Origin of the sequence: Nitrosomonas europaea (assembly GCF_900167395.1) — a bacterium.
GTDB classification, from domain to species: Bacteria; Pseudomonadota; Gammaproteobacteria; order Burkholderiales; family Nitrosomonadaceae; genus Nitrosomonas; species Nitrosomonas europaea.
Genome location: NZ_FUWK01000026.1, coordinates 19258 through 42203, shown reverse-complemented (window position 1 = coordinate 42203; position 22946 = coordinate 19258). Strand labels below are relative to the sequence as shown.

The following is a 22946-nucleotide window of genomic DNA, read 5'->3' as shown; positions in this document are numbered from 1 at the left end:
ACTGGCTGTTTTCAATATCTCATTGGCTCGGCGCAGTTCCCTGTTCTCACGCTCCAACGCCTTGAGGCGATCACGTTCACTGCTTGTCAGACCTTCGCGTGCGCCATTGTTAATTTCGCTACGTTTAACCCATTCCAGCAACGTGGAGGGCACACAGCCAATCTTGGGTGCAATTGATTCAACCGCCGCCCATAGCGATGGATATTCGCCTCGATGTTCCTGTACCAGACGAACAGATCGTTCACGAACTTCAGGGGAAAACTTTGTTTGATTGCTCATGGCTCCATTCTCTCAAAAGTTGGAGCCTCCTCAAAACCCGGGGCGATTCACTTCTGATGGGGCAGGTCAAAGTAGTGCCAACTCAGAAAACAATGGTAAAGTTTTTTGGTTATTTAAATAGATCGCTATTGGATGTTTTGCTTGCGCCAGTTATCGACGGCAATCAATAGCCGATTGTCTTTGACTGGCTTCTGCCATTCATCCCAGAAGTTCACAGTTCCGCTATTCGGCTTGTTCTGTGGCTCGTCGATTCTGATGCGACTTGGCAATAAGCTGGCATCGCCGACAACCAAAGCCTCACCAGTATCGAGTGTGGGAAGGATGTCACTGAAGCCGCCAAGGCTGTCGGGGAGAAGGCGTTTGATAACGCCTTGATCTTCGGCATTAGTCAGACGCATAGATACAAAATTGCTGCACTGGCTAAGCAGCGTTTTGTTTACTTCGGATGGACGCTGACTGATTACAACCAAGCTGACGCCATATTTTCGTCCTTCTTTCGCGATGCGCTCGAATATATCCAATGAAATATCGTCTGCGGAATCTGCCATGTTGCGCTGGGGCATATAGAGGTGAGCTTCATCACAGAGAAGCGCAATGGGATGGCGAAGCTCTGATGGAGTCCACTGCTGCACCGAAAATGTGACTCGTGCAACAAGGGAGACTATCAGGGGAAGAACGTCCGAGGGAACCTCAGAGAAGTTGATGATCTTGATACCTGCCTTGCCGTTCTCGCCCGTGCTTCCGAGAGCAGCATTGGCAAACTTCTCAAGCCAAGCGAAGTCAAGAATGTCTCCGCCACCGTTGAACATAAATCCGAGACGCCTATCGGAAATTTTGTTCTCAAGCCTGGAAATCATGCGCGCGAGCTTTCCGAAGAAATCGCCTTGCTTTTCGGTTCCAGCTTTAGCGCCGGGAACCATCTCGACGTTAATCGAATTCAATCGCTCCATAAGGAAATCGAGATCGAATGGAACTGGGCTATCAACAGTAAAGTGCTTTAGTAACGCCTGCTGCCCATTGTCCTCAAGGTACTTTCTTTTCGCTTGATTGATCTCGCGAGCTATTATCATAGCTTGGTTAGGGGCATTCTGATCGCTACGATCCACAAACATGGAAACTAGCGCCTCATAAGAAAGCAGCCAATAAGGAAGATAAAGCACATCATCAGAGATGGTGCGTTTGGCTTCAACATCTGCCGGCCCTGCAACCTTGAAGTGCTGAATGCCTGGCCCTGTCAATGGAGAGTATTCGCCATGAAGGTCAAAGACAATGGCATTCGCTGTAGAAAGCCCTGACATTTGCTCAATAATTTTGGCAGTTGTCCAAGACTTTCCAGAACCTGTACTTCCTCCGATAAAGGCATGGCGCTGGAAAAATTTATTACCATTAAGGTAGGCTACTGCATTCTCATCCAACGTGTACTTCCCTAGCGTCAAGGCATTTCCTTCCGCTGAAACGCTGGAGAGCGTGCGCATAAATCCAGTGAGGTTCTCGCCTTCGAGCGAAAAGCAGTTGGCATCTATTTCGGGAACACTTTCGATTGTTCGACGAAAAACATTCTCCTTGGAGCCATCGCGATCTAGCATGGTTCCAATTAAGGCAATGCGACACAGATTCAATTCTGAATTTTGGTCGACGATTCCATCATCGGAAATATTTTCGATGCCTCGCTTTCTAGTCACCTGCGTAATAAGGCCAATGAGGTGCTGCCCAGGCCTGCTGCTCTGAAGCACGGCGAGATGATTAACCTGTAACCTTTTTAGATGAGCGACATTCTCCACATCCACAATTACATTCGTGGTATCAACGGAAGCAACCTTCCCGAGCGCTTCTTCATCCCTAAAGTTGAATATTGGCATATGCCCTCTCTACATGATGAGTGATAAGTAGCCTTCAAGGCTCCAGATGTTCTTCTCTACTGTGAACGAAGAACTGCTCAGAGAAGAGTAGACAACAGACTGGCCATCTGTCGCCCCACGCTCTATCGCTAAATAATTTTGTGCTTTGCCGCCAAGAATAAGTTTTTTAGTCGAATCGGAAAGTGCGTATGTGATAATGGTGACTGGCGCCCCCTGTCGCTGGCATTTAGCCATAAGTTTTGGCTGAACATGCTCATCATTGAATCCATACCCGATGCACAAGTATGAACCCGCCTCATTAATAGCTATGTCGGCGTTATTTATGATGGAGCGAAATGGCTCAAGGTGCGTCTTTTGGTACTTTTGCGTGCCAGGTGTCACAATCTGTGGGCTGTAATTTTCAGGAATTTCTTGTGCGCCTGAAATTGCGATGGTGTCTTCTAGTGGCGACTGAAACCAGTCGAGAGATCCATGTACTTTCCAAATATTCACTCTGCGTGAGCAGGTTAATTCATCGGGCGTGGCCAGTTGGCGGAAAAATCCGTGAGTAAATCCAGTGTAGTGATGAATTCTGCTTTGGTCGCATGCATACTCTGCCAAGCGATCATAATTTGTAGTGACAATATTTATTTTTTTTAGGCTTGTTTTGAACATGTGTTCAAGCAGACGGCTCAGCGGGAACATCGAGCTGTTTTGCAAGCTATTCTTGAAGATTGCAGCATCTTCAGAGTTGATAAGTGACCAAGTGGAATTTATGATCCTGCAAGTCAGCTCTTCAGATACGGCTACCTGGCGGAGTGCCGATTCCAAATCCACACCATCTGTGAGTGTCCGGCAAAAGCTCCTCCAAGGCTCCATCTCAGCATCAGACAGTCCTGAAACATCGGTTTTGTCGGTCAGATGTTGCGCAAGCCCCCGCATGCCAGGCATTCCATGCGTAGCCGAGGCACCACTACCTAAAATTATGATGGGGGCCTTGCTGTAATAGTCCTGAGCTTGTTTTTCGTAATTAACGTCAAACAAAGCCTTCTCCCTTTTTATCGTTTAGATGCTTAAAACTGCGCTTGTCATTCAACTCGGATGCAAGCTCTCGATCATCAAACAGATACGAGGGAGAATAAGGTGTAAGTGCTGCCATTTAAGCTTTGAAAAGGGGTTGTATTTAGTGGGTTACTGTTGGCTCTACAGTCTGTGGTCTCATAAAAATGCTGGTGGTTGTGGCACAAATGAGAATAAATTTCCCGTCATTGCAACTGATTAATCCACTTTGTAATTATATTTCTTACTTTCAGTATGGCCTGTGGCAACAGATACAAATAATTTTCAGAAAACCCGATTTGTGCCATTGACTTGTAGTTGATATTCAATCGGTATGGCGATCAGATCAAATGATTTCTGAAATCCGAGATAACCTCTTTCCCTCAGAAAGGTCATAACAAAATTAACATCTGTTTTCAGGATTTCGAGGAAGAGAATTGGCCGATGATGTTCGATTGTGTTGATTGCTCCCAAGAGCGCCTTGTCTTCCATCCCTTCAATATCCATTTTGATAAAATCAACTTTTTCATTGAATGAATCAATTGATAATGTTTTGACACTTTCCATTTTTCCGCTATGGATGATGCCTTGGTTGTCGGAGTTTTTTGGTGGGATTAGCTCTAAGCTTCCAAAGTTGTTGGCGCTGTTATAGTCTGGTATGGGGATGTCAATAAAATCTCCGATTTTTTCACTAATGGCATTATGGTGGCAATGGACATTCGAAAGCCCGTTGATTGCCATAGTGCCGCACAGCATATTGAATACTTGCCGCTGTGCTTCGAATGCCCGAATAGCAACTGTATCGGGATGAGTTTTGGCAATTGCTAGTGAATGCGTGCCGATATTCGCACCTACATCGTAGAACATGATTTGGCCAAATTTATCTAACTGAACATTAACTAAGGTATTGATGATATTGATGTCATCTGTTGCCCAGTATCCATATTGGCTGATTTGCCGTCCAATTGCATTGTCGTTCAGGTTAATAATGATTGGACCGTAGTCAGAGCTAATTACAGTATTGGGGTTCTTCATGTAAGGCTCCAGTTATTTGAGATGTGCTGGTATTGCAATCATTTGATTGCGTGAACAATCGGGAAATCGTGTCAGCCGCTTTTGCCCAGGTAAAATTCTTGGCAATAGATGCCGCATTCTGCAGACGTTGGCTTTCGGAGAAAGGCTTATCCTGTGCGCATACATTTAGATGAGTAATTAGTGAGTCCAGAATGGGGGCCTGATAAGCATTAACGTGCCTGTCGTTGATTTTGACATTTCTGTAAGGCACAGCCTCAATGAACAAGGCATTTTTTTCGCTGCAAAAATCTTGTGTGGCGCCGCCTTCTGTAACAATGACTGGCGTGCCGCACACAAGAGCTTCAATAACAGGCAGATTGAAACCTTCGGCACGGTACGGCGAAACATAGTAGTCGGCGATACAATATAACTCTCTGAGTTGGAGCAGATTCAGATCCGGAATAACTCGGATGGCATTCAGCAAGGATTCATTTTTGCTTTCACCCAGCAGTGTTATCTCGCGTAAAACTGTATCCTTGGTGCTGATACCATAAACAGCCTGCTGATCTTTGATGAGCAGCCTGGTATGAGGATTCTGATGGAAACACTGGACAAAAGCCTGAATCAAGAGATCCAGTCCCTTGTTCCATATCGGAGCAGCTACATTGAGGAAAATAACTGCCTCACGATCAAATCCCAAGCGTTGGCGATGAATGGCACGTTCATCTGAATGCATTGGATGGAAGATATTTGAGGCTACACCGTGGGAAATAAGATGGATATGCTCAGCTGGTATGCCAGCTTCAATAATTCTTTCTTTTGACCAATGAGATGGAGTGACAATGTTTCCTCCCATATTGAAATAGGCCTTGAGATTGGGTCTGAAATGAGCAATTTGCGTTTCATCCAATCCGAGCTCTGTTACGAGGAATGTAGAAACTGGATGTTTGTCATCCGGCGCCAATGTGACCGGTGAATAGATACGGAAACATGCATCATAGGTCTGACCACTCCAGTGCTGAACTTGTGCTAGTCGCTGGCTGTATGTTCCCGGAAGCCCTGTATTACCCCTGTTCTTGTTCGTTTCCCAATGCGAGAAGAGCAAGGGCATATCGCGATGATAAATATGTAATTGACTGGATCGCATCCACTCGTACAGATGGTATTGATTTACCAAGGCAAACGAATGGTTTATTCCTCTCCACCCCTCGACCAGCAACTTGATCTTAGGCGTTTCTGAAAAAATCTGCGTTATCTGCTCCTTGCTCTTTGTACTAATTGGAGAGTTGGTTTGTAGTGGGCCAATGATTGCCCCGTGTTTCTGGCTCTCGGTTGTCACCGGCGCCGGTAATTTCCCTAACGCCGCTCTTGCCTGTACGAAATCCGGTTTTTGCTTCAACACAGCCTGAAAGGCTTGTTGTGCACCTGTGATATCTCCCCCGTCTCTCAGCAGTACACCCAGATTGAACTGGGCTATCCATTCATCTCCTGAATGGGCGTGCTCAAGCCACTGGCGGTAGAGCTGGATAGCGCCTTGTGTATCTCCCCTGGCTTGCAGTGCTTCTGCCTCCTGAACAGTAGCGATGATTGGGTTGGGCTGTGCCGGCTCTCCCAATTTTGTCGGTTCAGGTTGTGCGCTGATATTGATGTGCTGAGACGGGTTTTGCAGTTCACTGACGAGCGCGATGTATTGCTGTTCCAGATTACGGGTAAAGCGCAGCGAATCGAACAGCGGGCCGCTTTCTTTGGCCAGCGCCAGTTTCTGGCGCATGGTTTTGCGCGCTTTGGCATCTGCAGCCAGGGCTACCGCTTTATCTTCATAAGTTTGCAGATCATGAGTGATGAGTTCAGGTAGATCGGCGGCAGTCAGCAGTGCACCTGCCATGCGGGAAGCGAAGGAACGTCCACTCATGGTCAGCACCGGCAGGCCCATCCATAACGCATCATTAGCGGTGGTGCCGGCATTGAAGGGGAAAGTGTCGAGGAACAGGTCAGCAACCAAATAGCGCGCCAGATAATCGGCTGGCATGGTGCGTTCGGCAAATACCAGTCGTTTCGGGTCAATGCCCTGTGCTTTGGCCTGTTTTTGCAGGTTTTCCCTGGCCCAGGGGTTGTCCGCCAGCAGCCACAGCACGCTGTTGGGAACGCGGCGCAGAATGTTCATCCAGGTGGTAAACACTTCCAGTGTGTATTTGTGGTTGTTGTTGAAGGAACAGAACACAAACTTGCGCGCGGGCAGGCCGCAATCCTTGCGGGTGGGGGCGGGGCTGTGTTCGCGCTTGCGGTCGCTAACCTGATAGACATCCGGCATATAGAGCGGTTTTTCGCTGTAGAAGCGGGCATATTCTTCGGGAATCAGGTAGCGGTCGGCGATGACATAATCAATTCCCGGCAAACCCGTAGTGGCCGGCAGGCCCAGATAGGTGATTTGCATAGGTGCCGGGCGCATGGCCAGCATGCGGGTTTTAGCGCCGCTAGTCTGGCCTTGCAGATCGATGAGAATATCAATCTCGTGCTGGCGGATGAGTTGGGCAACTTCGTCATCACTTTTGCCGTGCACGGGAATGTAATGATCCACGGCAGAAAGAATACGCTGGCGCAAGGTTGAACCATCGTCCGGCGACCAGCAGAAAGCATAGGTTTCAAAGCGGTTTTTGTCGTGGTGCTCAAACAGTTCAACCGTGAGCATGGCAACCGGGTGAGTACAAAAATCGCTGGAGCAATAGGCAACTCGAATCTTGTCGTGGCGGTAACCATTGGCAGGGGATAGCCGAGGCAGATCAGCCGGAATCTTGCGGCGGCTGTAGTTCAGGGCAGCGGTAAGCTGGGCTTCCGGGGCATCCGAGATATTCAGCATGGCAAGCGCCGAGGTGTGTTCATGCAATACCGCTTCTGTGACCTTGCCCACTGGTGCGTAAACCGGCCACTGGCATTGTTTCTGGCGCTGAAAAATCAGGTGGTGGATGGCATCCGGCTGATCAGGGTCAAGCTGCAGGCTTTTTTCCAGCGCCTGAGTGGCTGCCTGATATTGCCGCCGGGTTTCCTGCAGGCGCCCGATGTTGTTGAGCGCCATGGTCAGGTTTTTTATCTGATCTGCCTGGTTTGGCCCGGTATTTTGATCAGCTTCCGGCGTGATGGCGTTCTCAACAACTGCCTGCCATTGTTCAATGGCGGCTTCTGCATTGCCCTGGCGTTCAAGCGCCAGTCCGAGATTGATACGGGCCTGGGGGAAAGCCGGGCTAAGCGCCAGTGCCTTCTGGAAAGCTTCAATCGAATCAATCAGGTTATTTTCAGCAAAAAGAATAACGCCGAGATTGAACCAGGCAACGCTGTTGAAAACGCCTGTATTACGCTGCAGCCAGGTGCGGTAGAGTGCAGCGCACAGCGCGGGATGTGAATTTAACGTTTCAGCGTAAGTGACCAGCTCGGTAAAGGAAACCTGGCCCTGCCAGGTGCGTTCGATCCAGCTGGTGTAATCAGATAGGGAATGGGTTGGCACGTTTGGCTCCTGATAAAAAGCAGTAACAGTTATGCTCTGCAATCTATCAGCTGGGTGATCCCGCAAAAGTGCTGATTAACCCGATAATTTCAGGTTATTTGTGAGCACTTCTGAATCGCCCCGGGGCGATTCAATGGCCCGAAAAATGAAGCTCCGCTTTCCTGATGCCGCGGAAGTTCTCTATCTGCAATCGTGAAACACGCGTAGCTCTCCCAGGCAGTCCTTGTTGATCCTGTTGTCGCTACAAGGCAGCCCTGTTCACCCTGGCTTCGAGGTCGGCACATGCCTTTAACAATGCATCGAAGGATAAGGCATTGCCCACCATCACTTCATCGGCCAGCATGGCCGCATAGTCCCTGGCGAGTGCGGCTTTGGCCTCGCCCTCGGGGACGATTTTCAGATGCCCTGTGGTCGCGGCTATGTAGTCGATGGCTTGGCCATCTGCATCTTTCTCGATGAAGAAGTATGACTTGTGGCGGGCAACAGCGATTGCCACCGTACGATCCGCAATTACGGCTGCGAAATGCGGGCTGCGTGCGATCGCGGCCAGGTCGTGCCAATGCCGTGCGTAGCGTTCGCTGCGAATGCGGCCTTGTGCGCAGAACACATGTGCAGCAGTGGCCTTCTCCCAAAAGGTACGCGCGACGCTCATGACCAGCGGTGACGCGATGGGGAACGACACGTCAGCCAGATGTGCGGCGATGTCGCAAGTAATCGGGAATACCTGGTGCGGCTCGCCAGTGGCGCGGCCGCCGAACTCCAGTGTGACGACAGGCGCTACGTATCCCGTGCCTTGCGCCAGAGCGGGGTAGTGCAGGAACAGCTTGTCGTTGTCTGAGCCGCCGAGTTCCAATCGGGCGTTCAGTTGCTCGCGGACCAGGGCCGCTTGAACCACTGGCTGCACGTTCTGCATGATCCAGTCTGGCAGCCGATGCCGCACGGTCTGCGTCCACTTGCCAGCCTGGCTGCGGCTGGCCGGCAGTTCGTCGCCTTTGCCGACCAGGTCCGGGATCAGCTTGCGGATGTCGCAGGTCAGGTCGATATCTTCGGAGAAGCGGTCGATGAGCTTGTAAACCTTCGACAGTGATGTGCCACCCTTGAATGTCAAGTCGGCCGACAACGGTGATACGAACAGGGCGCGCAGCGCCCACACTACCCATATATCCTTTTCAAGCAGGTGAATGGGGCGGCCGGTTTCGGCCCGCCCGTATTCCAGCGCTTCGCGTTGATCTCTTTTGTTCAGGTCAAAGAAATATTCAGCCACGCGCGGCTTCCTCGCCGATGGCTTGTGCCATCCAGCCGGGCAGCGTTGCTCGCGCTGAGATCAACGCTTGCCATTCGGGGAGAGGAAGAATACGGCGCAGCGATGCCAGCGACTTGCCAGCGTGTGTGGGTCCAATCCAGGCCAGTGCGCGCACGGCCGCGCCGGCTGGTCGTGTACCCAGCGCCAGCATCCAGCGCGGGGCGTGCTTGATGAGCACTTCCGAGCGGCCGAGCTTCAGCTTTCGGGTGCGTCCGGAGGTCAGATAGACCTCGCGGATGGGTACCTGCTGCGTCAGGCCCAGGACATTGGCCGCGCTGGCGCCATGTGGTACGACGATTTCACCGCTTTGTTCGGCCAGCGCCCTGATGACTTTCTCGGGAGCGGGAGCGCGTGAGCCGAACCGGCTGGAAACCGGGATGGCGTAGGTGCCACGCGCCACGCGCAGTAGTCTACCGGCCTTGGCCAGTCTGGAAAATGCCTGATCTACCGCCGACCGGCTTCCCAGGTGCAGGAATTCCCTGGGCGACAGAATACCTCCCTCTTGGAGAGATCGTGCTTGTTGCAGGATGGTCTCGGGCAGTGTGTTCATGGATATCTCTCTATGTAAGAAATAGTACATTAGTTTCTGACATCCTAAAAGCTACATGACTCCGCTGAATCTGGTGACAGAAATGGATATATTTCCGGGATGTTCCGGACGCCTGTTCTATTGCTGCTTGTACTGCCAATAAAAAAACCACGATATCGGATCAGCTCCAATATCGTGGTTAGTAAATATCTGCTGTTAATTAGTAGCTATCGACAGTTTAGCTGCCAAAATTCAGGTGTTGAATCTGATCCGTGGTGAAGGCCTGAATCTGTTTGGCAGAAAGGGCTTGTACCTGATCTGATGTCAGTGCTGTTACTTGATCAGTACTTAATTCTTTGATTTGACCTATAGTCAGACCTTTGATGGCAGCGGTGCTAATTTGAGCCAGGTCACCGGTTTCAAATCCCTTGACGGCATCTGTGCTAAGGCCTGCAAGCTGTTTGGCGGACAGGGCTGCAGCCTGATCTGAGGTTAGCGCCTCCACGCTTGCGCTGCTCAATCCCTTGATTTGTGCTGCGGTCAGGCTGGCGATGCCACTCGTTGAGATAGCGCCGATCTGGTCGCTATCCATAGCGTTTAACTGAGCTGTGGTCAGCGTTGCGACCTGGGTGGCAGAGAACTCCTTCATGTCGCTGGTTGTTAAATTCTTGATTACATCCGTGCCCAGTGACTGGATTTGTTTGGCAGAAAGGGCTTGCACCTGGCTGGAATCCAGAGAGTTGAATTGTGCACTGCCCAGCGCGCCGAGTTGCGCGGCAGTCAAACCCTTGATGGCGGCGGTGCTAATTTGAGCCAGATCACCGGTTTCAAATCCCTTGACGGCGTCTGTGCCAAGGCCTGCAAGCTGTTTGGCAGACAGGATTTTAGCCTGATCTGAGGTTAGCGCTTCCACGTTTGCACTGCTCAATCCCTTGATTTGTGCGGCGGTCAGGCTGGCGATGCCACTCGTTGAGATAGCGCCGATCTGGTCGCTATCCATAGCGTTTAACTGAGCTGTGGTCAGCGTTGCGACCTGGGTGGCAGAGAACTCCTTCATGTCGCTGGTTGTTAAATTCTTGATTACATCCGTGCCCAGCGCCTGGATTTGTTTGGCAGAAAGGGCTTGCACCTGGCTGGAATCCAGAGAGTTGAATTGTGCACTGCCCAGTGCGCCGAGTTGCGCGGCAGTCAAACCTTTGATGGCGGCGGCATCAATTTTAGCCAGATCTGCGGTTTCAAATCCCTTGACGGCATCTGTGCCAAGGCCTGCAAGCTGTTTGGCAGACAGGATTTTAGCCTGATCTGAGGTTAGCGCTTCCACGTTTGCACTGCTCAATCCCTTGATTTGTGCGGCGGTCAGGCTGGCGATGCCACTCGTTGAGATAGCTCCGATCTGGCTGCTGTTCATTCCACTCAATTGAGTTGTGGTCAGTGCTGCGATTTGTTTGGCGGTCAGTGCACTGATAGTGTCGGTGGATAAGTTGGTTGCATCCAGCCCCTGAATCTGCTTGGCAGACAATGCACCCAGTGCGTCTGTACTTCGGGCTGAAAGTTGGCCGCTGGAGAGTTCTTTCAGTTGTGCGCTACTCAGGGCAGCGACCTGGGTGGCAGAGAACTCCTTCATGTCGCTGGTTGTTAAATTCTTGATTACATCCGTGCCCAGCGCCTGGATTTGTTTGGCGGAAAGGGCTTGCACCTGGCTGGAATCCAGAGAGCTGAATTGCTCACTGTTCAGGGCACCGAGTTGTGCAGCAGTCAAACCTTTGATGGCAGCGGTGCTAATTTGAGCCAGATCCTCGGTTTCAAATCCCTTGACGGCATCTATGCTAATAGCTGCTATTTGTTGGTAGCTGAGTACGGCTGCCTGAGCTGTTGTAAGTGATTCGATGTTAGTGGAATTCAATCCCTGAATTTGCTTGGCGGACAATGCGCCCAGTGCGTCTGCACTCAGGCTGGAGAGATCGCCGCTATTCATGTCTTTTAGTTGGGCAGCGGTAAGCCCGGTGGCCTGCGCCTTATTAATCGCCTGGATTTGTGTGGTGGTCAAACCGTAGGTAAATTGGTTTGGATTAAAAGCCCCGATCTGCTTGCCGCTCAGGATGACCAGATCTTGCGTTTCAATGGCCGCGATCTGAGTGGATGTCATCGCGTTGATCTGCTTGTCAGAAAGCGCTTTCATATCTCCTGTGGTGAGATCTTTTATCTGCGTCGTTGTCAACGCAGAGATTTGGGTTGGGGTCAGGCTGCTGATAATCGACATAATTATTTTCTCCAAAACTTGTTGGGTCCCTATTCGGTATCAATGCGGATAAGGGCATTAGATCTAAAATATGCTCAGTATTACGGGCATTACGCTAGCCTTTATGGCGTTATTTCTCTTTACGGCATAGCGTCTTGTTACATTTAGGGAATTTCTGAAGAAGACTTTTTGATTCTGGCAAGGGACCTGGATTTTACCTGTCGGGCTTATCAATGAAGCAGATGGCCCTTGCCGATGCCGGGCATGAGGGAGTGAGTGTGAAGCAGAAGCGGTAAGCTTGTCAGGCGAACGTATCGATGAGGCTGGAACGTCTGGTTGCCTGTAAGGCTGGTGTCTGCGGACTGGTGGAATCGTAGGTGGAGTGATCACCGGCTGCCGGGCGGCGGAAGGGACTGCCTTGTCTGTTTTCTGCCTGCTGCCCGGGTGTATCTGCACTGACTGAGGTATCAGCCAGCGTAATTCCGTTTTCTGCCATGATCTCACGCAATCTTGGCAGATTGGCTTCGATGGCTTCACGGACTGCGGGGTGGTGTGAAATGAATTGTGCCGTAAGCCGCTGATCATCGGATAACTGCAGTGAAATTTCTATCGGGCCGAGATGGGCTGGATGCAGTTTCAGTTCTGCCGCTTGCATCCGCTGTGTCGCCAGCCAGGTGATTTTACGGCCGAATTCTTCCGGCCAGTCCGGCTGGCCAAATTCTGCGGCAATAGCCGGCGCATCATTCGCCGTGGTATCAGCAGCAATATCAGTCAGTGGCGTGCTGCTGGTATGTGCGGCTACAGGTGTTACCGGGACAGATGTCATCGAAGGCGGCAAGGATTTGCCGCTATCGGCAAAATTTGCCGCATCGATTGCCTGATTAAAGCTGTTCACAGGAGCGGGAAACGGGGTACTTGTACTGATATTTCCGGCCGGGAGTTCAGCAGGGAGAGGAGCAGCGTGAGCCTGGCTGGTTGTCTGGAGTGGATCGGCAGCGTGTCGGCCAGAGTCCGATGGCAGATTTGGCGGCGTTGCAGATGCCAGTCCGCCTGCGGGGAAGGTAACAGGCTCATCCGTCACTGGCTGGCCGGTATTCGGCATCATGCTTGTCGCCAGCATGGATAACAGTTCTTCCGCCGGTGCGTCCGGTGCATTCGGTGTGTCCAGTGCATCCGGTGCGGGCTGAGATGGAACGAGCTGAGGTGGATTGGCCGGCGCAGCTATCATGCCGGCTATGAGTGCATCGATTGATACCGGTGCCGGATTTTCGGTGTCGTCTTCAATGGCCTGATCGCTTTTCATCATACTGATCAGGATGCTGCTAAATGCCTGTTCGATTGGCTGTCCGGGAACAATGGGGCTGGCAACGCCCGGTAAAAGGGTTGCTGTGAGGTCGCTGGTTACGACAGGCAGACCCATATCTGGAAGGGCGGGCAGATTCGGCATGGTAGTCCTCGAAGAAGATTTGTTGTTGTATGGCAAGTATCAAGCAATTCTCATGCCACTAATCTGCGTTCTTTTGCTGTTTGCTGAAGTTGTGCGCCGTATGTTCATCCAGCTGACGCTGTTCCTGTTTCTGTAAGCGTGCCTGGTGGTGAAGCTCGGCGCGCTGCGACAGGGTGTCATAGGATTTCAGCTTTTGACGGTGGGCGTGATATTGCGTGCTTCCTGCTTCCGTATGCTGTTGCGTCATCGTGACGAGTCTTTGCTGTGACTGAATGGCAGTATCGAGCTTGCAGATGAATGCCTTGAAATTTCGCCATTCAACCGGACTGATACCGCTCCCGGCGGATTCCATGAATTGCGACTGGTAATTTTCGCGATATTCGACTAACAGCTGTAAGGTTTTCTCAGCTTCCTGCTGCTTGAGATTCAGCTTGCCCAGATTGATGGCGGCATCGTCCGTTTGTTTGCGGGCGTGGTCGAGCAGCAGTTTGAGTGAATGGGGGGTAGCCATCTTTTGCGCTTACTGTTTTACAGTTGTAACGCCGAAAGCTTTTCCATACTTTCGATATAGCTTTCCTGCTCGAACATGCCTTGCTGCAGAAATGATTCGAGTACCGGGTAAAGCTCGATGGCCCGATCCAGTTGCGGATCACTGCCGCTTGCGTATGCCCCCACGCTGATCAGATCATGGCTGCGCTGATAACGGGAGTACAGGGCCTTGAAGCGCTGCGCCTGACCAAGCTGTTCACGTGTTACCAGGCTGGCCATCACGCGGCTGATCGAGGCCTCAATGTCGATTGCCGGATAGTGACCCGCCTCGGCCAGGCGCCGTGACAATACGATATGGCCATCGAGAATGGCGCGTGCATTATCGGCAATCGGATCATTGGGATCATCATTCTCGGTCAGCACGGTATAGAAGGCAGTGATCGATCCGCTTCCCCGCCGGCCGTTACCCGCACGCTCTACCAGCTGGGGCAGGCGGGCGAATACGGAGGGGGGGTAGCCCTTGGTGGCAGGCGGTTCGCCAATGGCGAGTGAAATCTCCCGCTGCGCCATGGCAACGCGGGTGAGGGAATCCATGATCAGCAGCACATGCTTGCCTTCATCCCGGAAATATTCGGCAATGGCAGTAGCATAGGCGGCGCCGTGCAAACGCATCAGTGGTGAAGTATCGGCTGGTGCGGCAACGACAACCGAGCGTGCCAGTCCTTCCGGGCCGAGAATATGTTCGATGAATTCCTGGACTTCGCGGCCTCGTTCGCCAATCAGGCCGACAACAATGACATCTGCGCTGGTATAACGTGCCATCATACCGAGCAAGACACTTTTACCCACGCCGCTGCCGGCAAACAATCCCATGCGCTGGCCACGCCCCACACTCAGCAATGTATTGATCGCACGTACACCGACATCCAGTGTTTTTTCGATCGGTGCCCGTTCCAGCGGATTGAACGGACGGCTGTAAAGCGGCACACTATGCCCACAATGGAGCGGGCCATAGCGATCGAGTGGATCGCCGGATCCATTCAAAACGCGCCCCAACAGCTCCGGGCCGACACTGATATGTTTTGTCCGATCGGCCGCACGGCGTCGCGGATGCTGCAGGGTTCCGATGCGGGGTACTGCGCCGGTATATTCGGTAGGGACGACTTTTGCACCGGGCGTCAGTCCATAAATATCGCCAGAGGGCATCAGAAAAAGCCGTTCTCCGGAGAAACCAACTACTTCTGCCGTGACGCTGTTTCCGTTCGGGAGAAAAACGATACAGCTGGTACCTACTGCCAGCTTGAGGCCAACGGCTTCCATTACTAGCCCGGCAACACGGGTAAGCGTACCGCTGACGAGAAAGGAATTCGCAGGCTCGATCAGTCGCTGGCAGTTCTGGAGGAAATCACGCCAGAGTGGGGTGTGGACTGATCCGGTGGTATCCACGTGGTCGTGGTATCCGTCTGGTATTGTCATACCAGCCAGGGCTGCTCCTGGCCGAGGACAGCCAGAGTACGCTGCCAGCGGGTAGCCAGCGTTGCATCCACTTCACAGCCACCGGATTCGATCCGGCAGCCACCGGGCTCGATCTGTGTATCTTCATATATATGCCACTTGGGGTGGGCCGGATGATTTTCCAGATGATCTCGTATTCGCGCGGCATCATCGGGATGCAGGGTCAGCCGGATCGACTGCGAGACAGCGGGCAGTTGACGCAATGCCTCCTCGACGACCGGAAGAATCAGTTCAGGTTTGATTTCCAGCGCATGGCTGGTGATTTTTCTGGCCAGATCGATGGCGAGTGTCAGCAAATCCTGTGCCATGGTCTGATCGATTTGTTTCAATTCCTGTTCCAGAGCACCAGTAAGCGATTGCAAATGCTTGACTTCTACCAGGGCGGCATGTTTTGCCTGTTGCATGCCTTCCTGGTAACCCGCCGTTTTGCCTTCTTCACGGGCTTGCTGGTAGATTTGCTCGATCTGTTCGGCGGTGGGTAAAACAATGGCTTCGTGTGCTGTGGTTTTTGCCCCGGCTGCTATCTGATTTTCAGGCTGATCTGCTGATCTGGCAGTATGGGGTGTTTTTTCCGGAGATTCAGTTTTCTGCCGGGATTTAAGCGGATCGAGCGAGCCAAATTCCCATTTCTGCCAGGAAGAGAGTTCTTTCTTTGGAATGACGTAAGCTGCTTCCATATCCGTTGTTTCCTTATACGAGTTGACGAGGTGCCTGATGAAAGATGATTACGGGCTTTGATTCCATTTCTAAATCAGAACTAACTTTGTCGGCTTCGCCTGGCCGTATTATTTATACTGTCTGCGGCTCGCCTTCGTGTCATTTTTGATTTGGGAATGGAATGATATGGTCGGGTGGCCAGATCGGACAGCGCCGATCAGATGAAACCGTCTCCTTCTTTTCCACCCAGTGCGATACGACCATCATCGGCAAGCTGTCGCAAAGTCTTGAGGATTTTCTTCTGTTCGGTTTCTACCTCGGAAACACGAACGGGCCCTTTGCTTTCGAGATCCTCACGTAGCGTTTCGGCAGCACGTTGTGACATGTTCTTGAAGATTTTGATGCGTAATTCTTCCTTGGCACCCTTGAGTGCGGTGATGAGTGCATCGGACTGGATTTCTCTCAGCAGAAGCTGGATGCCCTGGTCATCGACATGCAACAGATCATCGAAGACAAACATTTCATCCATGATTTTCTGTGCAATTTCCTCGTCATACTGGTTGAAATTCTCGATGATGTTGCTTTCCAGTGCGGTCGGCATGAAATTCAGAATCTCTGCCGTAGTGCGAATACCGCCCATGCGCGGCTTCTTGATGCTGTCGGTGCCCGACAGCAATTTGCTCAGCACACCGTTCAGTTCGCGCAGTGCCGTCGGCTGAACGCTGTCCAGTGTGGCGATACGCAGCAGAACATCATTTCTCAGTCGTTCGGTAAACAGTGCCAGGATAGCGCTGGATTGATCGCGTTCCAGATGCACCAGGATAGTGGCAATGATCTGCGGATGCTCGTTCTTGATCAGTTCGGCAGCAGAAGCAGCATCCATCCATTTCAGGCTTTCTATCCCGCTGGTGTCATCTCCCTGGCTGATGCGATCCATCAGCCCCGCTGCTTTTTCCTCTCCCAGTGCTTTGGTCAGCACTGTGCGCAGGTAGTCGAGTGCTCCCTGTCCCAGTGAGGTTTTGCCATTCGCAAGATGACAAAACTCTTCCAGTACGCTTTCGATGGTTTCCTGCTTGATATCGTTGAGGGCGGCCATGGCCTCACTCAGTTTCTGAACTTCCTTGGGGCCGAGATGGCGAAACACCCGGGAAGCTTCTTCTTCCCCCAGCGACATCAACAAAATTGCACTTTTAAAAATCCCTTCATCGCTCATTGCCTGACACCCATCCTTTTACAACGTTGGCTACGATAGCCGGTTCAGTGACAGCCAGTAATCTGGCTTTTTCCAGATTTTCTTCCAGCGTCACCACCCTGACAGTACTCACCTCGGCTTCGCTGTGTTCCAATCCATTCTTGACAGCTAATGCCGGAACGGGTGGCGGTGGTGGAGGAGGCAGCAAATTCCTGAGAAACGGTCGGAAGATCTTTTGCAGGAAGAACAGTACGATTGCCGCGATCAGCAGTTGCTTGCCAATGTCTTTGGCAAGCAGGACGGTATCCGGATCTTTCCAGGGTGGCAGTTCTTCCAGTGAATCTCCCTTCAGGTTGAACTGGCTGTTGGTAACCGTCAGCGTATCGCCGCGTGTTTCATCGAAACCGATGGTCTGTTTCACCAGGGCGGTGATTTTCTCGATCTCTTCACCGGAAAGCGGTTCATTGGCCGGATTGCCTTCAGTATCCAGCTTCGTCCGGTAATTGATGACCACTGCCGCTGAAAGCCGGTTGATGCGGCCTGTTGCCTGGCGGGTATGTGAAATGGTTTTATCCACTTCATAGTTGGTCGTTGATTCCCTACGCGTATCGGTCGGAGTCGTCTTGGCAGCTGCTTCCGAACTCTGTTTGGCTTCTATCGGTGCCTCGGCCGGAGCAGGAGGACGATTCGACAGCGCACCCGGTACTCCTCCTTCCGGCTGGGAAATGGAAACCGACTCGGATTGTTGCTGGCTGCGAACTGCAGCTGCTTCTGCCGGATTGTTGTTGGGTTTGTAGATTTCTTCGGCACGTTCGATGCGGGAAAAATCGACATCTGCGGTCACTTGTGCATGTACGTTATCTTCACCGGTGATGGGTGTCAGAATGGCCTCGATGCGCCGGACGAAATTCTGCTCCATATCCTGCACATACTTGAGCTGGCCGGGGTCGAGTCCGGTTTCCGCCTGGTTGTCTTTCTGACCACTCAACAGATTACCTTGCTGATCGACAACGGTAACGTTTTTGACCGGCATATCGGGAATACTGCTGGAAATCAGATGAACGATTGCGCTGACCTGTTCGGTGCTCAGCATCCGTCCGGGATGCAGGTTCAGCAGCACGGAAACTCTTGGTTGCGGACGCTCCCGGGTGAATACGCTCGGCTTGGCAATCGCCAGGTGCACGCGTGCCCCCTGAACGGCTGACAGGGATTGAATCGAACGGGAGAGTTCACCTTCCAGGGCGCGCTGATAATTGACTTGTTCCAGGAACTGGCTGGAGCCGAATTTCTGGTTTTCCAGAATCTCGAAACCGGACAGATTGCCTTTGGGCAGCCCTTGCCCTGCCAGACGCAGGCGGACTTCATGCACCTGACTGGCCGGAATCAGAATCGAGCCGCCACTTTCGCTGAACTGGTACGGAACATTCATCTTCTGCAGGGCCTCGATGATCGCTCCCCCTTCCTGATCCGACAAGCTGGCATAAAGAACCCGGTAATCCGGCGACTGGCTCCATAGCCATGTACCGGCGATCAGGGCAATGACGGCGGCGGCTGCCACCATCAGACCCAGTTTCTTCTGGGTGGGCAGTTGTTTGATTTTATCCAGTTGACTGAATGTCTTTTTTTCTTCCTGGATTTCTTCCTGGACGGTTGCCATAACGATCACCTCCTGCCTTGTTCTTTGAGATTTACGAAGCCTGACGGATATCTGAGCCCGCTCTGGTTTGTCATTTGAATATGTGTTGCGGTTTGATGAATACCGGCATTATCGGGATATTCTCTGGGCCTGAATCTCTGAAAAGAGAACATTTGCTCGTGTTATTTCATCGATGATCAGCGTAGTGCGTGGTGCTAAGCTGTGCAGCGTCGAAATCGGGAGATTTTCTCCATGAAAACAGAGGTAGGCGTTACACCGGTGGCCGATCATGAACAGCTCCGGCAGGCCTTTGCCGTATTCAGTCAGGCATCCAGCCAGCTTTCCGGGATCTATCGTGAATTGCAGCAGCAGGTTTTCCGCCTGACGGAAGAACTGGCGCTGGCCAATGGAGAGCTGCAGCGCGAGCTGGCTGCCAAGGAAGCGTTGTCGCAGCAGCTCGGGCAATTGCTGACGGCACTGCCTGGTGGTGTTGTGGTGCTGGATCACCAGAACAGTATCAGCCGGGTCAATCCGGCAGCGATTCGTTTACTGGGAGAGCCATTACTGGGGATGACGTGGCAGCAGATCGTACAGGAGCGTTTACAGCCGACAGGTGTGGCCGGTGAATGGCATGCGGGAAAGGAAGATCTCGCTCTATTCTGTCCGCGCAGACTGTATATCGAGAGCAGTGTTTCGGAAATGACCGGGGAGTGCATTCTGCTGCTCCACGACATGACAGAAGCCTATGCACTGCGCGAACAGAATCGCCGTAACCAGCGGCTTGCGGCAATGGGCGAAATGGCTGCCGGCCTGGCACACCAGCTGCGCACGCCGTTATCCACTGCATTGCTGTATGCCGGGCATTTGAGCGGTGAAGCACTCGATCCTCAGGAAAGAAAAAGATTTGCCGTTAAAGCGATTGAGCGGCTCCACCATCTGGAGCATCTGATCCGTAACATGCTGCAGTTCGTGAAAGGTGAACCGGTGCCGGCAGGGCGGGTGAAACTGTCTGTACTGCTACGCAAAATGCAGCGGGTGATGGCACCCCAGATGCAGCAGCGTAATCTGCGGTTTGTTGTTCAGGATAACAGCAGGGGAGTCAGTCTGAATGTGGATCGTGCGGCGCTGAGCAATGCCGTGGCGAATCTGCTCGATAATGCCGTGCAGGTTTCTCCTGTCGGCAGCCTCGTCACACTGACTTGTGAAACAACGGAAGATGAAGCCAGGCTGATCGTCAGTGACGAGGGTCCGGGAATCGATCCCACCCTGCGTGAGCGGGTGTTTGAGCCGTTCTTCACGACACGAACGGAGGGAACCGGGTTGGGGCTGGCGATCGTGCATAATCTGATCCAGTCGATGCGAGGTGAAATCCGGATCGATTCGGTACCCGGTACCGGTACCCGGTTTACGATCAGCCTGCCGAGAACGGCAAAAGAGTTTGAGAATGTACCTGATTTGCGGAGTAAGGCTGAAACAGCCGAAAAATGAGGACAGATAAGAAATGCGGAATTTGCCTGTATTGATAGTGGAAGATGATCCGGATCTGCTGGAGGCATTGTGCGCAACGCTCAAGCTGGACGGATACACCACCCTGGCTGCCAGTAGTGGCGAGCAGGCGATCGATCTGCTGCGGACTCATCCGGCAGGGCTGGTCATCAGTGATGTGCAGATGCGCCCGATGGATGGTTATACATTGCTGCAGGCTATCAAGCGGAGTCATCCCTGGATTCCGGTCGTATTGATGACCGCTTATGGCGAAGTGGACAAGGCCGTGGCTGCGATGCGTTCCGGCGCCAGTGATTACCTGCTCAAGCCGTTTGATCCGCACAGTCTGCTGGCGCATGTCAGGCATTATCTGCTGACCGTCAGCGATGAGGATGAATCGGAAATCGTTGCTGAAGACCCTCGCACCCTGACATTGTTGTCTCTTGCGAAGAAGGTGGCTGCAACCAGCGCCACGGTGATGCTGACGGGCGAGAGCGGTAGTGGCAAGGAAGTACTGGCCCGATTCATTCATCGCCATTCACCGCGTGCATCTCGACCGTTTGTCGCCATCAATTGTGCTGCCATCCCTGAAAATCTGCTGGAATCGACGCTGTTCGGATACGAAAAAGGATCGTTTACCGGGGCATCTCAGGCGCAGGCAGGAAAATTCGAGCGGGCCAACGGGGGAACTTTGCTGTTGGATGAAATTTCGGAAATGCCGCTCGGTCTTCAGGCGAAACTGCTGCGTATCCTGCAGGAACGTGAGGTGGAGCGGATAGGCGGGAGTAAACCCGTCAAGCTGGATATACGCCTGATTGCGACTTCCAATCGGGATATGCCGATGTATGTGCAGGAAGGCCGCTTTCGGGAAGATTTGTACTATCGCCTCAATGTTTTTCCTCTGGAAATTTTGCCGCTGCGTGAACGTCCGCAGGATATCGTGCCGCTGGCGCAGCGTATTCTGGATCGATCTGCCCAGCCGCGCTGTGTGTTGGCGCAATCAGCCATACGCAGTCTGGAACGGTATACCTGGCCGGGAAATGTACGGGAGCTGGAAAATGTGATTCAGCGTGCCATGATTCTGGCAACGGGTTCGATCGAGGCTGAACACCTGAATCTGCCGGGATCCTCTGCCAGAGATACCTTCCGGGGAGAAGCACAGAGGGAAGGTGATTCACCGCTACGCGATATCAAATCACTCGAACGGGATCATATTCTGCAAACGCTGGCGGCGGTGAATGGCTCACGTAAGCTGGCGGTGCAGAAACTCGGTATCTCCGAGCGCACCTTGCGTTACAAACTGCAGCAATACCGGCTTGCCCGGTGTTGATCGATTTTATAAATGAGTATTTCGGTAAAAACCGTTACAGGCGGTTCGAATTTTCCGAGGCATATCAACATGACAGGCGCGGGGTGAGTGAAGATGCGCCACAGTGATTCAGCCGTACGGCAGGTTTTCCGAAGTAACCAGATACTGGAGAAAGAAATATGAACGTTACATCAGGCATGGATCAGATTCTGGCGCAGCTCAAGGCCACTTCGGATCTGGCAGCGGGTGGCAGTAAACCTTCTGCAACCGTTTCCACGGTTTCACAGGCAGATTTCGGCCAACTGCTCAAGTCTGCGGTCGATCAGGTCAATACTGTTCAGCAGACTGCCAGTCAGCTGAGTCGGGAATTCGTGGGTGGCAATCAGGATGTCGAACTGCACGATGTCATGATTTCTCTGCAGAAGGCGAATGTTTCCTTTCAGTCCATGATTCAGGTACGCAACCGACTGGTAACAGCGTATCAGGAGATCATGAACATGCAAGTGTAGCGTCGGGCCGATAAAAAATAGCGAGGAAATCATGGCCATACTTCGGAAAAATCCAGAATTGGCAGCGCCTTCATCCGTATCGCGGGATACGAATGAATCCGACTACATCGTGCATTCTCTGACTGAAGTATGTTTTTTCCTCAATGGAATCATGCAGGAAAAATCACTGATTTCACTGCATCTCGCCCGCAACAGCCACTCTGCGATTCTCTCATCCATTCTGGCTGTCGATTTGCAAAAGAAGTTACTGGTACTGGATTACGGGATCAATGAAACACTCAATCAAATGGCACTCAAGAGCGGGATGTTGCGTTGTGTCACCAGCCATAACCGCATCAGGATCGAATTCGATTGCAACAACCTGCAGCACATCCGGTTTGAGGGTCGCAATGCATTCAGTGCAGATCTCCCGACATCGCTGAAACGTCTGCAGCGGCGCAATTTTTATCGGATCGCAACGCCCGTGGCAAACCCTGCAACTTGCGTCATTCCACCATTGAGGCAACATGAGGAAGTTTTTCTTACGCTCAATCTGCTGGATATCAGCCGCGGTGGCATGGCGCTGATCGATCGGCCGGATACCGATGCGCCGCTGGAAGCTGGTATGACGCTGGAGCACTGCCGGATTGAATTACCGGAATTCGACACGATTGAAACTACCGTCCGGATCGTGAGCATCAGTATGGCCATTCTTTCCAATGGCAACACCTGCTCGCGCATCGGTTGTGAATTTGTAAATTTGTCTGAGAAATCAGGGACGCTGATACAACGTTACATTATCTGGCTCGAACAACAGGCCAGAAAATTCGATACGAAATCACACTTCTGACATCGTTACAGATCACATTAAAAAATCTGATGTCATCATTACTCCTGCCCTTCGTGTCATTTTTGATTTGGGAATGGAATTACAAGCCATACATGCACTATTAGCCGCGAGCTGCATG

At 52.1% G+C, this 22946-nt stretch carries 18 protein-coding genes; 4 read left to right on the top strand and 14 right to left on the bottom strand.

Translation table 11 applies throughout. The features are described 5' to 3' along the window. The 14 genes from B5D58_RS08975 to fliF all read right to left on the bottom strand — a co-directional run. A partial coding sequence (locus B5D58_RS08975) for a transposase (protein WP_143779552.1) occupies window positions 1-279 on the bottom strand: 279 nt, incomplete at its 3' end. A gap of 125 nt (window positions 280-404) precedes the next feature. Beyond that, window positions 405-2138, bottom strand: coding sequence for an ATP-binding protein (locus B5D58_RS08970; RefSeq protein WP_011112604.1), 1734 nt, complete (start codon window positions 2136-2138; stop codon window positions 405-407). 9 nt (window positions 2139-2147) lie between these two features. Continuing rightward, window positions 2148-3161 (bottom strand): SIR2 family protein, encoded by a 1014-nt coding sequence (locus tag B5D58_RS08965; protein WP_011112603.1) that lies wholly within the window; start codon window positions 3159-3161, stop codon window positions 2148-2150. A 300-nt stretch (window positions 3162-3461) separates the two neighbouring features. After that, entirely contained in the window at window positions 3462-4211 is a 750-nt protein-coding gene (locus B5D58_RS08960; RefSeq protein WP_011112602.1) for an FkbM family methyltransferase, read from the bottom strand. Next, window positions 4186-7689, bottom strand: coding sequence for an O-linked N-acetylglucosamine transferase family protein (locus B5D58_RS08955; protein ID WP_074671265.1), 3504 nt, complete (start codon window positions 7687-7689; stop codon window positions 4186-4188). The genes B5D58_RS08960 and B5D58_RS08955 overlap by 26 nt, the downstream gene beginning before the upstream one ends. A 241-nt stretch (window positions 7690-7930) precedes the next feature. After that, complete coding sequence (locus B5D58_RS08950; RefSeq protein WP_011112600.1) at window positions 7931-8953, bottom strand: nucleotidyl transferase AbiEii/AbiGii toxin family protein; 1023 nt, start codon at window positions 8951-8953, stop codon at window positions 7931-7933. Next, window positions 8946-9542, bottom strand: a complete 597-nt coding sequence (locus B5D58_RS08945; RefSeq protein WP_041356830.1) for a DUF6088 family protein — start codon at window positions 9540-9542, stop codon at window positions 8946-8948. Before B5D58_RS08945 ends, B5D58_RS08950 begins: the two co-directional genes overlap by 8 nt. Window positions 9543-9759: 217 nt before the next feature. After that, window positions 9760-11700, bottom strand: a complete 1941-nt coding sequence (locus B5D58_RS08940; RefSeq protein WP_078737672.1) for a hypothetical protein — start codon at window positions 11698-11700, stop codon at window positions 9760-9762. A gap of 361 nt (window positions 11701-12061) precedes the next feature. Then, window positions 12062-13207 carry a flagellar hook-length control protein FliK gene (locus tag B5D58_RS08935; protein ID WP_011112597.1) on the bottom strand — a complete coding sequence of 382 codons (1146 nt, stop codon included), beginning with the start codon at window positions 13205-13207 and terminating at the stop codon, window positions 12062-12064. Window positions 13208-13265: 58 nt separating this feature from the next. After that, window positions 13266-13718 (bottom strand): flagellar export protein FliJ, encoded by a 453-nt coding sequence (gene fliJ, locus B5D58_RS08930; protein ID WP_011112596.1) that lies wholly within the window; start codon window positions 13716-13718, stop codon window positions 13266-13268. A gap of 17 nt (window positions 13719-13735) precedes the next feature. Then, a complete protein-coding gene (fliI, locus tag B5D58_RS08925) occupies window positions 13736-15172 on the bottom strand; it encodes a flagellar protein export ATPase FliI (RefSeq protein WP_011112595.1) in 1437 nt (478 codons plus the stop codon). Then, complete coding sequence (locus B5D58_RS08920; protein ID WP_011112594.1) at window positions 15169-15888, bottom strand: flagellar assembly protein FliH; 720 nt, start codon at window positions 15886-15888, stop codon at window positions 15169-15171. The genes fliI and B5D58_RS08920 overlap by 4 nt, the downstream gene beginning before the upstream one ends. Before the next feature lie 197 nt (window positions 15889-16085). Then, the gene (gene fliG / locus B5D58_RS08915) at window positions 16086-17081 is read right to left on the bottom strand and encodes a flagellar motor switch protein FliG (RefSeq protein WP_011112593.1); all 996 of its coding nucleotides are present in this window, start codon (window positions 17079-17081) and stop codon (window positions 16086-16088) included. Then, entirely contained in the window at window positions 17071-18717 is a 1647-nt protein-coding gene (gene fliF / locus B5D58_RS08910) for a flagellar basal-body MS-ring/collar protein FliF (RefSeq protein WP_011112592.1), read from the bottom strand. Before fliF ends, fliG begins: the two co-directional genes overlap by 11 nt. A 231-nt stretch (window positions 18718-18948) precedes the next feature. Here fliF and B5D58_RS08905 point away from each other — a divergent pair, with 231 nt between their 5' ends. The 4 genes from B5D58_RS08905 (at window position 18949) to B5D58_RS08890 (ending at window position 22828) form a co-directional block, all read left to right on the top strand. Further along, a complete protein-coding gene (locus tag B5D58_RS08905) occupies window positions 18949-20184 on the top strand; it encodes a sensor histidine kinase (RefSeq protein WP_011112591.1) in 1236 nt (411 codons plus the stop codon). Between the two features lie 13 nt (window positions 20185-20197). Then, the gene (locus B5D58_RS08900; RefSeq protein WP_011112590.1) at window positions 20198-21511 is read left to right on the top strand and encodes a sigma-54-dependent transcriptional regulator; all 1314 of its coding nucleotides are present in this window, start codon (window positions 20198-20200) and stop codon (window positions 21509-21511) included. Window positions 21512-21669: 158 nt separating this feature from the next. Next, entirely contained in the window at window positions 21670-21999 is a 330-nt protein-coding gene (gene fliE, locus B5D58_RS08895; RefSeq protein ID WP_011112589.1) for a flagellar hook-basal body complex protein FliE, read from the top strand. Window positions 22000-22030: 31 nt separating this feature from the next. Then, a complete protein-coding gene (locus B5D58_RS08890; RefSeq protein WP_011112588.1) occupies window positions 22031-22828 on the top strand; it encodes a flagellar brake protein in 798 nt (265 codons plus the stop codon). Window positions 22829-22946: the final 118 nt, after the last annotated feature.

Coding starts and splice junctions, on each gene's coding strand:
- B5D58_RS08970 (WP_011112604.1), bottom strand. CDS start 2,138: ATGCCAATATTCAACTTTAGGGATGAAGAAGCGCTCGGGAAGGTTGCT.
- B5D58_RS08960 (WP_011112602.1), bottom strand. CDS start 4,211: ATGAAGAACCCCAATACTGTAATTAGCTCTGACTACGGTCCAATCATT.
- B5D58_RS08945 (WP_041356830.1), bottom strand. CDS start 9,542: ATGAACACACTGCCCGAGACCATCCTGCAACAAGCACGATCTCTCCAA.
- B5D58_RS08940 (WP_078737672.1), bottom strand. CDS start 11,700: ATGAAAGCGCTTTCTGACAAGCAGATCAACGCGATGACATCCACTCAG.
- B5D58_RS08935 (WP_011112597.1), bottom strand. CDS start 13,207: ATGCCGAATCTGCCCGCCCTTCCAGATATGGGTCTGCCTGTCGTAACC.
- fliJ (WP_011112596.1), bottom strand. CDS start 13,718: ATGGCTACCCCCCATTCACTCAAACTGCTGCTCGACCACGCCCGCAAA.
- fliI (WP_011112595.1), bottom strand. CDS start 15,172: ATGACAATACCAGACGGATACCACGACCACGTGGATACCACCGGATCA.
- B5D58_RS08920 (WP_011112594.1), bottom strand. CDS start 15,888: ATGGAAGCAGCTTACGTCATTCCAAAGAAAGAACTCTCTTCCTGGCAG.
- fliG (WP_011112593.1), bottom strand. CDS start 17,081: ATGAGCGATGAAGGGATTTTTAAAAGTGCAATTTTGTTGATGTCGCTG.
- fliF (WP_011112592.1), bottom strand. CDS start 18,717: ATGGCAACCGTCCAGGAAGAAATCCAGGAAGAAAAAAAGACATTCAGT.
- B5D58_RS08905 (WP_011112591.1), top strand. CDS start 18,949: ATGAAAACAGAGGTAGGCGTTACACCGGTGGCCGATCATGAACAGCTC.
- B5D58_RS08900 (WP_011112590.1), top strand. CDS start 20,198: ATGCGGAATTTGCCTGTATTGATAGTGGAAGATGATCCGGATCTGCTG.
- fliE (WP_011112589.1), top strand. CDS start 21,670: ATGAACGTTACATCAGGCATGGATCAGATTCTGGCGCAGCTCAAGGCC.
- B5D58_RS08890 (WP_011112588.1), top strand. CDS start 22,031: ATGGCCATACTTCGGAAAAATCCAGAATTGGCAGCGCCTTCATCCGTA.